This is a genomic window from Lederbergia sp. B243.17 (genome assembly GCF_057657925.1).
In genome coordinates, this window is sequence record NZ_JBWBKF010000082.1 from 38859 (window position 1) to 51285 (window position 12427).

General features: G+C 47.7%; 11 protein-coding genes and 1 other annotated feature (1 of these 12 running past the window's edge). Of the genes, 6 read left to right on the plus strand and 5 right to left on the minus strand.

The annotated features are described in order from the left end of the window. Nucleotides 1-160: 160 nt before the first annotated feature. Complete coding sequence (locus tag AC0TWI_RS15770) at nucleotides 161-1186, minus strand: STAS domain-containing protein (RefSeq protein ID WP_488127292.1); 1026 nt, start codon at nucleotides 1184-1186, stop codon at nucleotides 161-163. Between the two features lie 127 nt (nucleotides 1187-1313). After that, on the minus strand, nucleotides 1314-2462 hold the full coding sequence (locus AC0TWI_RS15775) for a DEAD/DEAH box helicase (protein ID WP_488127293.1): 1149 nt from the start codon (nucleotides 2460-2462) through the stop codon (nucleotides 1314-1316). Between the two features lie 235 nt (nucleotides 2463-2697). Here AC0TWI_RS15775 and AC0TWI_RS15780 point away from each other — a divergent pair, with 235 nt between their 5' ends. Then, a complete protein-coding gene (locus AC0TWI_RS15780; protein ID WP_488127294.1) occupies nucleotides 2698-3618 on the plus strand; it encodes an MBL fold metallo-hydrolase in 921 nt (306 codons plus the stop codon). 31 nt (nucleotides 3619-3649) lie between these two features. Here AC0TWI_RS15780 and AC0TWI_RS15785 read toward each other — a convergent pair whose 3' ends face one another. After that, nucleotides 3650-5122, minus strand: a complete 1473-nt coding sequence (locus AC0TWI_RS15785) for an amidase family protein (RefSeq protein ID WP_488127295.1) — start codon at nucleotides 5120-5122, stop codon at nucleotides 3650-3652. A gap of 130 nt (nucleotides 5123-5252) precedes the next feature. Between AC0TWI_RS15785 and AC0TWI_RS15790 the strand changes: the two genes are divergently transcribed. Beyond that, nucleotides 5253-5711 carry a pyridoxamine 5'-phosphate oxidase family protein gene (locus AC0TWI_RS15790; RefSeq protein WP_488127296.1) on the plus strand — a complete coding sequence of 153 codons (459 nt, stop codon included), beginning with the start codon at nucleotides 5253-5255 and terminating at the stop codon, nucleotides 5709-5711. A 29-nt stretch (nucleotides 5712-5740) separates the two neighbouring features. Here the strand turns inward: AC0TWI_RS15790 and AC0TWI_RS15795 are convergent, their stop codons facing one another. Further along, nucleotides 5741-6010, minus strand: a complete 270-nt coding sequence (locus AC0TWI_RS15795; protein WP_488127297.1) for a hypothetical protein — start codon at nucleotides 6008-6010, stop codon at nucleotides 5741-5743. Nucleotides 6011-6130: 120 nt separating this feature from the next. Between AC0TWI_RS15795 and AC0TWI_RS15800 the strand changes: the two genes are divergently transcribed. Genes AC0TWI_RS15800 through AC0TWI_RS15810 form a run of 3 tightly spaced genes read left to right on the plus strand, consistent with a single transcriptional unit; the run spans nucleotide 6131 to nucleotide 8341 of the window. Beyond that, nucleotides 6131-6661 carry a sigma-70 family RNA polymerase sigma factor gene (locus tag AC0TWI_RS15800; protein WP_488127298.1) on the plus strand — a complete coding sequence of 177 codons (531 nt, stop codon included), beginning with the start codon at nucleotides 6131-6133 and terminating at the stop codon, nucleotides 6659-6661. A gap of 5 nt (nucleotides 6662-6666) precedes the next feature. Next, nucleotides 6667-7062, plus strand: coding sequence for a helix-turn-helix transcriptional regulator (locus tag AC0TWI_RS15805; RefSeq protein WP_488127299.1), 396 nt, complete (start codon nucleotides 6667-6669; stop codon nucleotides 7060-7062). Beyond that, nucleotides 7055-8341 (plus strand): FtsW/RodA/SpoVE family cell cycle protein, encoded by a 1287-nt coding sequence (locus tag AC0TWI_RS15810; protein ID WP_488127300.1) that lies wholly within the window; start codon nucleotides 7055-7057, stop codon nucleotides 8339-8341. Before AC0TWI_RS15805 ends, AC0TWI_RS15810 begins: the two co-directional genes overlap by 8 nt. Nucleotides 8342-8407: 66 nt before the next feature. Here the strand turns inward: AC0TWI_RS15810 and AC0TWI_RS15815 are convergent, their stop codons facing one another. Then, the gene (locus AC0TWI_RS15815) at nucleotides 8408-10915 is read right to left on the minus strand and encodes a glycoside hydrolase family 3 N-terminal domain-containing protein (protein WP_488127301.1); all 2508 of its coding nucleotides are present in this window, start codon (nucleotides 10913-10915) and stop codon (nucleotides 8408-8410) included. Nucleotides 10916-11108: 193 nt separating this feature from the next. Here AC0TWI_RS15815 and AC0TWI_RS15820 point away from each other — a divergent pair, with 193 nt between their 5' ends. Beyond that, nucleotides 11109-12242 carry a zinc-dependent alcohol dehydrogenase gene (locus AC0TWI_RS15820; protein ID WP_488127302.1) on the plus strand — a complete coding sequence of 378 codons (1134 nt, stop codon included), beginning with the start codon at nucleotides 11109-11111 and terminating at the stop codon, nucleotides 12240-12242. A 105-nt stretch (nucleotides 12243-12347) separates the two neighbouring features. Continuing rightward, nucleotides 12348-12427 (plus strand) — a binding site (T-box leader) (it continues 119 nt past the right edge of the window).

Genomic DNA, 12427 nt, shown 5'->3' on the forward strand with positions numbered 1-12427 from the left:
GTATCCTTTTGACACCGGAAAAATTCCAAACTACGTTTCTTCCGGTATCTAAGAAACTTTTTGACTCCGGAAGAACATGTAACTCCCTCTAAGCAGGCTCTAGAACCTATGAGTACCTGCATATCAGCAAAAGGACTGGCCCCCACTCGGGCCAGTCCTTTCATTTTTTCTGCACAAGTTCCATGCCTTCCAAAGCGAGCGCGTAGTGGATCGCATGTTTAAGAGTTTGGAAGCATTTCAAATTGTGTAAGTATACTCCGTTTGATACAAGCTTCATGCTCAAATCCGGGGACATTCCGGCGACGACTGGGATTGCACCGATCAGAGTAACCGCCTGAGTAATGTTCTCAAGCATTGTGATCGTATAGCCCTCCAGTTCGTTCATTCCGGTAACATCAAAAATGATGATATTTGACTGGGAGGAGGCGACCCCGTTCAGAGTTTTTTCCATTAGTTCATTTGCTCGTGTTTCATCAAATTGGCCCATCATCGGAATGACGACGATATTTTCCAGGACAGGGATGATCGGTGAGGACAGATCTTTGATCAGACTCTGCAGTTCCCTAGTCCTGTCTTCTACTTGTGCCTCCAGGCGGGCAATTTCCATTTTCTCCTGTTCATTCAATAGCGACCGGATGTTCTCCGCAGGCGTGATTTTGGAGGGAGCATAAACAAACTCGGAATATTCATCGCCAAATGTTGGGTGTTTGATGATGTCAAACCAGATGTTTTCGGAAAGCAGCCCTGTCAGAACGCCAGCCCAGTGTGCCGCAAGAAACGTTCCAGGCTCTTCTTTTTTGTTTAACAGGTTAATTCGGTCTTCCCAATCATCTTTCACTTGTATCCTTGCTTCTTTTTTATCAAAGTCAAAGTTAATAATATTCATAGATCCCCAGCCGGCAGCCCGGTAAATATCCGGCAGCAGTTCAATCATTTCACATAGGGATTCAGTTCGGCTCGCATAAAATTCACTTACCGTCAGCCCGGTTCGGTAGCCCGCCGCTTCAAGGACAACCTTGACGCTTTCAGGTCCGGCCACTTCCTCAACTGTATCCAAAAAGGTTTTCAACGCCGTATCCACCCAAAAAAGGACAACCGGCTCCTGTTCAAATTTCATTATTCCCCGATCCATATCCCAGGAAAAAGAGGCACTTTTTACGTTTTTCATAATTTCAAGCGAAGTCATTGAAGCACCCTCCACAAGTATCGTTTTCTACATTTTATCTGAATCTAAGAAATTATGCACTTCTGAAGGTGACATAGAAAAGCACCATGGCCTCTTTTGTACAATGGCAGGCCATGGTGCAAGCTGATTATTTTTTCGGTTTTGGCTCCGTAAATTGACCTTTGAAAATCCGCCGCTCTTGAACAGGCACGCCGAGTGTGCGGCCATATTTGCGGATTTCCCGCTGTTCCCTTTGGTTGACGAAGGAGACGACCGTGCCGGACGCTCCCATCCTCCCTGTCCGGCCAGAGCGATGGACATATTGATCGATTTCTGAGGGGAAATCATAATGGATGACATGTGTCAGCCCATCGATGTCCAGTCCGCGGGCGGCGATATCCGTTGCCAGCAGAAGCTTGACCTTCCCGTCCTTCAGTTTCTTGATTGCTTTTTCTCTTTCCTGTTTTTTCATCTCGCCGTGCAAGGACTCAAGTGGCACCTTTTCATAGGCAAGCTTTTCAGAAAGCACGGTCATGTTGCCGATGTCACGGACAAAGACAAGCGCCTTGACACCTGGCATGGCGGCAATTTTTTGCACGAGCTTTGCTCTGTCGCGCGGCTCCGCCAATAAGTAAAAGTGATTGACAGCAGATTCTTTTCCTTCAGCGTTTGTGTCAATCGTTAGGAATTCAGGATCACGTCCGGTTATTGCCTTAATCTGGTCGGTATCCTTCAGTCTCGTTGCCGAAAACAGCAAAAGCTGGCGATCGTTCAATGATGACTTGACGATCGAGCGCACATCCTTCAAATGCTCCTCTGCAAGCAGCTGATCCCCTTCGTCGAGGACGATGCTTTTCACTTCATGCATTTTCAGCTTTTTCAATGCCAGAATTTCCATGATTCTACCCGGCGTACCGACGATAATTTGCGGTTTTTCTTTCAGTTTGTCAAGCTGGCGTTTAATATTCGCGCCGCCGACGAGCGAAGCTGCTTTCACTTCTGTTCCTGCAGACCATTTTTGGACCTCTTGGAATATCTGCATGACCAGTTCCCTGGAAGGCGCAAGTATGATTGCTTGGGCGTTTCTTACGGCTGGATCGATTTTTTCCAGGATCGGCAACAAATAGGCCACGGTTTTGCCCGTGCCTGTCGGCGACTGGGCTATTACATCCTTGCCCTCCAGGATAAGCGGAATCGCTTTTTCTTGAATGGATGTTGGTTGGTCAAAGCCCGATTCACGCCAAATCTTTTGCACAGCGGGCTGCAAATTTTCTATTATGTTTGATTGATCGCTCATTCTTTTCTCCTCACTGTCCTAAAAAGGAAATGTTCCTCTCATCATACTACAGATTTCCCTATCTTCAAAACGCGCTGGGTATATCGGCATAAAATGACATTTATCGCTTGCCTTCAACTTACATTTACGGTGTTTTCATTGTATTTTCCAATTATTTTTTCTATAAAATGAAAAAATAACCGACTGAGGATATACTAAGAACATCTGATTAAAAAGAAAACGAGGAGTCAATACAATGAAGCAGATTCGCTATGAAAACATGGACAAAGCAGCCGCGACAAATACGTTTCAGGAGCTGCTTCAATGGCGGAAGGAGAGACGCGCGAAAAAGAAGGATCTCTCATTTAAGGTCCCGCAGGCAAAAAACAAAGAAATTGATTTCTTGGCCGAAAACCGAGATACACCCACGATCACATGGATTGGTCATTCGACATTTCTCCTGCAATTGAATGGGAAGAACATCGTGACAGATCCGGTTTGGGCCAGGCAGATGGGAACGGACAGAAGGCTGACCGATCCGGGACTGCCGATTCACTCACTGCCATCGATTGATATCGTCCTGATTTCGCATAGCCATTACGATCACTTGCACAGCGGGTCGATTAAGCGCTTGCCGGGCAATCCGACATTTTTTGTTCCTGTTGGACTTGGACGCTGGTTTAAAAGGCGGGGCTTTAACAAAGTGATCGAATGCAATTGGTGGGATGAGACGAAGCTGGATGGCATAAATATCACCTTCGTACCCGCCCAGCATTGGACGAAACGGACACTGACGGATACAAACCGCTCTCATTGGGGCGGCTGGGTTTTACGAGCTGTTGATTCTCCGACCGTCTATTTTGCCGGTGACAGCGGTTATTGCACGGCGTTCAAGGAAATCGGCAGCCGCTTTTCGATTGATTACTGCCTCATGCCGATTGGCGCCTATGAGCCAGAATGGTTCATGGCCACACAGCATGTATCTCCGGAAGAGGCAGTCAAAGCGTTTCTTGACACGAAAGCTAAAACAATGATTCCAATGCATTATGGAGCTTTCCGCCTTGCCGATGATACACCAAAAGAAGCGCTGGACAGGCTGCAAGCCGCCTGGAAGAAAGAGAACCTAACGGAAGAACGGCTGCGGATTTTGGCACTTGGGGAGACATGGCGGCAATAAAAAAGGCAGGGATTCCCCCTGCCCTCCACACTCATTTTCCCATTTTTTCCAAATTAGGCGGCACTCGTTTTAACGTCGCCTGTTCGAATGCATAAGCGATCTTGATCAATCGATCCTCGCTGAATGCAGTGCCTGTGAACATGACACCGTATGCCCGGCCGTTTGAAAGAAATCCTGCCGGTACAATCACAGATGGATATCCTGCTTTTGCAGCGATGACTGAACCCCTGTCTCCCGGGAAAAGGATGGCATCAAGTCCATTCTCCTTGAGAGCATGATCAATCCCCTGTTCCCGGGATAGATAATGATCCCGTTCAAGGGCACGGACATACTCTGCCTCCTTTAGCGTTCCGCTCGTTTTTTCCGACTCCGCCAGCAAGGTCTGTCCGTATTTGAGCATCTTCTCAGGATTGCGATTGTTAAAAGCAATCACATCGGACAGCGAACGGATTGCGTTTGTTGGAGGTGTTCCTTGCAGATAGGCATTGAGATCGGGCTTGAATTCATATGTCAAAATATCGAATCCCCAATCAGTCTCGGCTGAAGGGATGGCCACATTTTCAACAACCTCTGCACCAATCTCTTTTAAAGCCGCTACCGCTCCATTTACGATGGAGATTTTTTCTTTATGGAGCCGGTTTAGGTAATAGCCGCCGGCAATTCCAATTTTGATTCCCTTCAGATCGGTATCCTGGAGTGTTGAAGCGTAATTGATTTTGACTTGTCCGGGCATTTGGCCGGTAGCAGGGTCATTGTCATCCCTTCCAGCGATTGCGCTCAATAGATAAGCAGCGTCCTTTACTGTCCTTGCCATCGGTCCCGGAGTGTCCTGGGTGTGGGCAATCGGTATGACCCCGCTACGGCTTACAAGGCCGACAGTCGGCTTGATGCCGACAAGCGCATTTTCTCGTGACGGATTCAAAATCGAGCCCGATGTCTCCGTCCCGATCGCAGCAGCAGCAAAATTTGCTGCAATAGCTGCACCAGAGCCTGAACTGGAGCCGCCGACATCCTCCCACCCGTACGGATTCAGCGTCTGCCCGCCACGGGAACTGTATCCCGAAGGCATTCCGAATGTCATGAAATTGGCCCATTCCGTCATATTCGTCTTACCAAGCAGAATGGCTCCCGCCTCGCGGAGTTTTTGCGCCACGAACGAATCTTTTTCTGCTTTGTGGGATGCAAGTGCAAGCGACCCGGCAGAGGTGTGCATTTTATCTCCTGTATCCAGATTATCCTTAAGCAAAACCGGAATGCCATGCAGCGGCCCCCTTGAACCGCCGCCCTGCCTTTCTGAATCAAGTGTCGCCGCAATCTGCAAGGCATCCGGGTTGATTTCAAGAATGGACTTGATATGCGGATCGTATTTTGCAATGCGGTCCATATACATAAGGACGAGATCGACGGAAGTCAGTTCCCCTGCTGACAGTTTTTCCTGCATCTCATCAATTGTCGCTTCGATGAGCCATTGTTCTTGTAGTCTTGTTAGTTTCGGATTTTCCATATGGTCTTCTCCCCCTCATCTGTCGAAAACGGTTTATTCATATCTATTTTACCCATAGAGAGAACAGTGCGGCAATTTGAAGACGCACTTCCGCTGGATTCGTTTATTTTCATCCAAGAAAGGAATAGTAATGAAGAGGAAAAACTACAAAAGGGAGCTGGTAATTGTGGACAAGCAGAAAGCAAAAGAAACAGTTGAGAAGATTTTGCAGGAAAGCCATATCGGAACGATGGCTACCGTTGAAAACGGGAAACCGAATTCTCGTTATATGACATTTTTCAACGACGGATTCACGCTCTACTCGGCTACGAGCAAAAAGACGCATAAAACCGAAGAACTGCAGAAAAATCCATATACCCATATCTTGCTTGGCTATGAAGGAGAAGGTTTTGGAGATGAATATGTCGAAGTTGCGGGCAAAGTGAGCGAGGATGACAGCGAAGGGTTGAAGGAAAAAATTTGGAATGAACAGCTTGCGATGTATTTCGACGGACCGGAAGACCCGGAGATGATCATCTTGAAAGTAGAGCCGGAGGAAATAAGATTGATGAACAAAAAGGGACAGGGGCCAATTACAATCGACATGTAAACAGAAGGGCGGGGAATCAGATCCCTGCCCTATTTCTTTGTTCTAATTTCAAGAAATAGAAGATTGAGCCATGTGATAATTGGGATCATAGCGAGATAGGAGACGATCCCCATGCTGCTTGATTCCTTATGGTGCGTGACCGGATTGTAAACATACAAAAAAGCACCAGTGGCACCCATAATGATCAAATTGACCAAAAATGCCGAAACCGCGGCTAGCCGACGCCCCCTTTGTATCAGCCAAACTGCTATGAAAGTAGAGCAGCAAAACGCAATAATACTTACTCCGATGAAGATCATACACTCCCCCCTCGTCTCCTGTTTCTTCTACACCAATGCGAACTCCTCTTTTAACTGTAAAAAAATAAATCCCATTCATCTTATGCTTCGTCTAATATTGTAGGAAAGGGGGATTGCCCAGTGGATGAATTGGTTGCCAATCCGGTACAAGCGGCAACGGCCGAGGAATTTTTTGATCAAATCATGACGGATTACGGGCAGGATATCCTGCAGCTTACATACTCATACGTTCGGAATCATGCAATTGCAGAGGATTTAACCCAGGAGATTTTTGTGAAGTGCTATCAGGCGCTTCCTGCTTTTGAACGGCGGGCGAATGCAAAAACATGGCTATGGCGGATTGCCATCAATCATTGCAAAGATTATCTTAAAAGCTGGCATCACCGGAACGTAAGGATTGCCGAAATAGAGCCTTATCTAAACTCTGTCAGTGACCAGGTAGAGCAGACCGTCATTCGGCATGAAGAAGATGCTGAACTGATCAAAGCTGTAATGGCGCTGCCTCTTAAATACCGCGAGCCCGTGTACCTGCATTATTTTCAAGACTTGACAGTAAAAGAGATTGAAACCCTCACAGGCGTGAAGCAAGGCACATTAAAAACGCGGCTGCGCCGGGCGAAGGAATTGCTGAAAGACCAACTGAAAGGGTGAAAATCGTGGAAGAGAGATTACGGAAACTGAAAAACAAACAGCTTTCTCCGACACTGCAATTTACCGAAAAAAACCGCACGAAAATCTACAAGGCGCTGCAGGAACAAAGCATGCCGGATGAAGAGCTTTCCTTTATCATTTTGAAGCTTTTGGAAACAAAGAAAACCGGCTATGAACTGATGTTGTCGCTCGAAAACCGGGGAATCCGCAAATTCTGCCAGCAGGAAGGTGCGTTATACATCCTGCTTCACCAATTGGAACGGAAAAAATGGATCGTCTCAGAGTGGGATGGAAAGCAGCAAAAGTTTTACATCCTTGCCGATAAAGGGCGAAAGGTGCTTTCTTCGAAGGAGAAGCAGCCGGTAAGATCTTTGATCAAAGGAGAGCTTCAATATGAATAAGAACCAATACTTGGAACGTGTTAGCCAACAAATCAAATCGAAGGAAGCGCGTGAATTCGTCAAACAGGAGCTGGACAATCATTTGGAAGCGTCCATCCAGTCACTGTGCTCTTCAGGAATGGAGCGCGATGAGGCTGAACGGATTGCGACCGAAAAAATGGGCAGCGCGGAAACGCTCGGTGTGAAAATGGGCAAGCTACACAGGCCGCGGGTTGACTGGAGTTTGTGGGGTGCAGCGATTTTACTGCTGATTGCGGGGGTTCTGCCACTTTTCCATCTGGTCGAAAGCTTTTCCGTCTCGCATCTGATCCTAAGGAAGACCATCGATATAGGAGTGGCAACAGTCATCATCACAGCATTGATGCTATTCGATTACAGGAAGCTGGAACGGTCTGCATGGCTCTTCCCTTCCCTGGCCGGCGCAGGGCTTCTGTTTTTTTATCTAATGGGAAACGGTTCTATCAACGGGAGTCTTGTTTTTCGAATAGGACCTTTTACACTGCGAACGATCCTGCTCATCCCGTTGTTGTATCTCGCATGGGCAGTATTATTCCGTAAATACTCACATCGCCTGCTGATACTTCTCGGAGTGTTTATCGTGACATTCTTTATATACAGCAACTATGGCGATCTATCCATATTATTTATCTATTGTTTCCTTGTATTTTCGATGTATCTATGGAGTATCCGCAGGAAGAAAAAATTGCTTGTAGGGTCCATTTTCACAGTTGTTGCTGGGATTGCCAGCTTCATCACTCTATTACTCAAAACAGGAGCTGTCTATCAAAAGGAGAGACTGCTCGGCTTTCTTAATCCGGAAGCCCATGCCCAAGGATCAGGATATATCCCTTTGCTTATCCGAAAATACATTGCCAATGCTTCTTTCATCGGTTCAAATGGCGACACACAGCTTCCCCATCTCCCAGAAGCACATACAGACTATGCTTTCGTCAATATTTTATCAACCTATGGCTGGATTGCAGCGGTTGTTCTGTTCTTGCTCCTTGCCTACCTTGCTGTCCGGATGGTTTGGATTGCAAAAGAGACCTATGATCCGTTTGGCCAGCTTTTGATCATTGGAGGAACCACCCTGTTCGCCGTACCATTTGTGTACAACATTGCCATGGTATTCGGCTTGCTGCCCCTCAGCGGCTTCTACCTTCCGTTCCTGTCGTATGGCACAACCCCAACCATGATCAGCGCGATTGTTATCGGGCTCGTCCTCAGCGTGTATCGGCGAAGTCATCTGATACCAAAGGAAACAGCTATACCTGAGTAAATGAAAGAGCCTCCTAATCGGAAGGCTCTTTCTGTTTGTCTGTATAAGTAGAAACCCTTTGTCCTGTCACTCCGTCTTCAATCGTTCAATCCCAGCTGTCACATTCGGTTCGTTGTCTCCGTAAACCGCCATGTACATCTGAACATTTTTCAAGCTTCTAAGTTCATAAGGGTCGCCCATTGACAGGACTGCATAGCCTTTTCCTCCTGCATTCGCCGCATTGACAAGGTTTTGCAGTTCGCCCAGCTTCGTTGCAGCGACTTTGTTACGGTGGAAATAGCTTCCGAGGATCAAGTAGTCACTGGCTGCCATATTTTTCGAATGCTGCAGTTCGGGGTACGAGTATGTTTTCACCGTTGCCCCGGGGAATGCTTTTTTTGCTTCGGCTGCAAGCAGGCTGATTTGCTCAGGCAGCGGAGCAGTGACGGCGATTTGTTTCGCGCCCTTTATCGACTTCGCATTGCCGCCTTTTGTAACGGTGACAGCCTGTTCTGCGATTGTCTGCTCAATCCTCCTGTGATCTTCGTTTCCAACAGTTTGCTTCATCGTTTCAAGCTCGTTTTTCAGCCAATCGCGCCGATCGAATAAGCCGTATTTCAGTTTCAATTGTAGAATTCTGCTGACTGATTCATCAATTCGCTCTTTAGTCAGCTGGCCGTTATCCACAGCGGCCAGAATAGCGGCTGCTGTTTTATCGACTTCCTGCGGCATCAAAATAATATCCGCTCCCGCCTGCAGGGCCAAGATGGCTGCTTCCTGTTCGCCGAAGTTGTCGGTAATGGCTTTCATCGTGAAGGCATCCGTGACAAAGACGCCATTGAAGCCCATTTTTTCACGCAAAAGGCCGGTCAGCACTTTTTTCGATAGCGTGGCTGGCAGGTGAATCTGTGTGCCGTCTTTTTTTGAGCGGACGGTTGCCGGGTCGATCGCCGGGAAGGTGATATGGGCGGTCATGACCATGTCGACTCCCTGATCGATCGCCTTCCGGAATGGTTTTAATTCAACAGCTTCCAGACGCTCTAATCCGTAGGGAAGCTCCGGCAAACCGAGATGGGTATCTATGACCGTATCGCCGTGGCCCGGGAAATGCTTGGCTGATGCCATTACATCGGCTGCCTGCAGACCGCGAATTAATTCCGCGCCAAAGTCACTCACCACTTGCGGATCTTCGCTGAATGACCGGATGCCGATAATCGGATTGTCCGGATTGACATTGATGTCGAGTGAAGGGGCAAAGTTGACGTTGATGCCAAGGGAATCCAGCTCCTCCCCCATCGCCTTGCCGGCATCATAGGCAAGTGCCGGTTTCTTTGTCGCACCGAGCGCCATATTCCCGGGCATGTTGGCACCGCCTGGTATTCGCTTGACCGAACCGCCTTCCTGGTCTGTCCCAATCAGAAGCGGGATTTTTCCAGACTCTTTTTGCATCTCGTTCGTCAATTTCGTTATTTGTTCGGCGGAGACCATATCTTTTTCAAAAAGAATGACGCCGCCGACATGGTTTTTCTTGATCATTTGGATCGTTTTATCATTGATGATTGTCGAGGAGACGCCATTTGAATTGTAGAGCATCGGTAAGAGCAGCTGGCCGACTTTTTCCTCGAGCGTCATCTTCTTCAGCAAAGCCTCTACTGAAAGTCCCTTTCCTGAACAGTTGCCACCCCTGGCCGCTGCCGCTTCCAGTTTGCCGGCATATTTCATGCTGGATGCTCCGTCAAACTCGGCACAGCCGTGCCTGATCAGCTCTTCGTTGACCAGTTCACCGCCATACCACAGATAGGCAGCATTCTCCCCTGCCGCAGCTTCCGGCTCAACCAGCACTTTTTTCCCTACTAACTTGTCCAGCAATACGCTGGATCCAGCATTGCTCTTCACTCCAGCAAGGGATAGGCGCTCCTTTCCCCCATTCAAGGAAACAAACAGTTCACCTCCGTCCTTCTTTTCAAAGCTGGAGACGGTCGCTTCGACGGTCTTCGGATCAAACCGGATGACCCTTGTGAGGAATACGGCGAATTCCGCCCGGGTCACCTTGTTGTTCGGCCGGAAGGTTTTATCTTCATATCCGCCGATCAACTGATTAGACGCGAGCGCATCGATAGACGGCAGCGCCCATTTCGCCTTGTCCAAATCCCGGAATGAATAAGCCGATGTGCCCTTTTTGATCCCATAGGCGCGCTCCAAAATGGAAACCGTTTCGGCGCGGGTCAGATTGGCGTCGGGCCTGAAGGTGCCATCCGGAAAGCCTGCGATCAGGCCTTGCTCTGTTGCGATGGAAATCTCTTTATAAAAATAATGTTTCTTCGTCACATCTTTAAACTGAGGAGGATGCATAGGCTTCTGCTCTCCATATAGCTCGCGTACTAGAATGGCAACTGCCTGTGCCCTGCTGATATTTGTATTCGGGCTGAATGCGGTCTTGCTCGTCCCTGCAATCGACCCGCGGTCATGGAGAAAATAAATGCTTTCTTTCGCCCACGGTACGCCTTTCAAGTCCGTGAACGGCTCAGCTGCCGCTGCTTGGATCATAAATAAACTTTGTAAAATGACAAATAGAAATAAGACTTTTTTCTTCACTTCATTTCCTCCTCTACCCGGTAATTATATCACGGGCAGCAAGCGACCCCGTCTTTTTTCCAAACCCGAGTCATCTGTACTATTTTATTTGTTTTCTTATAGGAAAAGCGCAGATGAATCGCACAGCCGGTTTTCTGCCGTAAGAAACAGGGCATGATATGGGAGAATATTATTGACCAAGGGAGTGTGAATGATGAAAGCGGTGACGTATCAAGGACCGAAGAAAGTGGAAGTGAAAAACGTTGATGATCCAAAGCTCCAGAAGAAAGATGACATCATTGTCCGCATTACCTCAACAGCAATTTGCGGATCGGACCTTCACCTTTATCAGGGGAACATGAAGCTCCGGGAAGGCTATATTATCGGCCATGAACCGATGGGAATTGTGGAAGAGGTCGGGCCTGAAGTGACAAGGGTGAAAAAAGGCGACAGGGTTGTCATCCCTTTTAACGTTGCGTGCGGGTCTTGCTTCTACTGCCAGCATGATATGGAGAGCCAGTGCGACAATGCCAATGAGTTTGCCGATACGGGCGGCTATTTCGGCTATACTGAACTTTATGGGGACCATCCAGGCGGACAAGCAGAGTTTTTAAAAGTACCTTTCGCCAATTATTTGCCCTTCGTTGTCCCGGAAAGCTGTGAATTGGAGGATGAATCGCTGCTCTTCTTATCCGATGTACTCCCAACTGCCTATTGGAGCGTAGAAAATTCCGGCGTAAAAAAAGGCGATACCGTCGTTGTGCTCGGCTGTGGTCCAGTCGGCCTGATGACGCAGAAATTCGCCTGGATGAAAGGCGCTAAGCGCGTGATTGCGGTCGATTATTTGCCATACCGTCTTAAACGGGCAAAAGCAATCAACAAAGTGGAAGTATATGACTTCACCGAGCATAACGATATGGGCGACTACTTGAAAGAAATCACAAAAGGCGGCGCAGATGTCGTCATCGACTGCGTCGGGATGGACGGAAAAAAATCGGTGATTGAAAAGATCGAACAGAAGCTGAAATTGCAGGGCGGAACATTAAGCGCGATCCAAATGGCAACAAAGGCTGTTCGCAAATTCGGTACTCTCCAACTCACCGGTGTGTATGGTCTGAATTACAATTTATTCCCGCTCGGCGACTTCTTCTCCCGCAATGTCACCTTGAAAATGGGCCAGGCACCTGTAGTCCACTATATGCCGGAGCTGTACCAAAAAATCGTCAACAAAGAATTTGATCCAACTGAAATCATCACGCATAAACTCCCTCTCTCTGAAGCTGCTCATGGCTATGACGTTTTTAATGAGCACGAAGATGACTGCATCAAGGTCGTTTTGAAACCATAATCTATCTCCCTCAGCTGCAGCCTTTTGGCTCAGCTGATTTTTCTTTCATTGACATCTTGCCATTGTCTGTTTACAATAGCAGTACATATTTTAACGCGTAAAAGCATAAAAGCGTTGATCTGCTAAAGTAGCTTGTTCATTATCAGAGAATACTAGAGAGCTGATGGTTGGTGAAAATCAGACTG

Bases quoted from the DNA above. Each gene is read 5' to 3' on its own strand.
- AC0TWI_RS15770 (WP_488127292.1), bottom strand. From the start codon at position 1,186: ATGACTTCGCTTGAAATTATGAAAAACGTAAAAAGTGCCTCTTTTTCC.
- AC0TWI_RS15775 (WP_488127293.1), bottom strand. From the start codon at position 2,462: ATGAGCGATCAATCAAACATAATAGAAAATTTGCAGCCCGCTGTGCAA.
- AC0TWI_RS15780 (WP_488127294.1), top strand. From the start codon at position 2,698: ATGAAGCAGATTCGCTATGAAAACATGGACAAAGCAGCCGCGACAAAT.
- AC0TWI_RS15785 (WP_488127295.1), bottom strand. From the start codon at position 5,122: ATGGAAAATCCGAAACTAACAAGACTACAAGAACAATGGCTCATCGAA.
- AC0TWI_RS15790 (WP_488127296.1), top strand. From the start codon at position 5,253: ATGAAGAGGAAAAACTACAAAAGGGAGCTGGTAATTGTGGACAAGCAG.
- AC0TWI_RS15795 (WP_488127297.1), bottom strand. From the start codon at position 6,010: ATGATCTTCATCGGAGTAAGTATTATTGCGTTTTGCTGCTCTACTTTC.
- AC0TWI_RS15810 (WP_488127300.1), top strand. From the start codon at position 7,055: ATGAATAAGAACCAATACTTGGAACGTGTTAGCCAACAAATCAAATCG.
- AC0TWI_RS15820 (WP_488127302.1), top strand. From the start codon at position 11,109: ATGAAAGCGGTGACGTATCAAGGACCGAAGAAAGTGGAAGTGAAAAAC.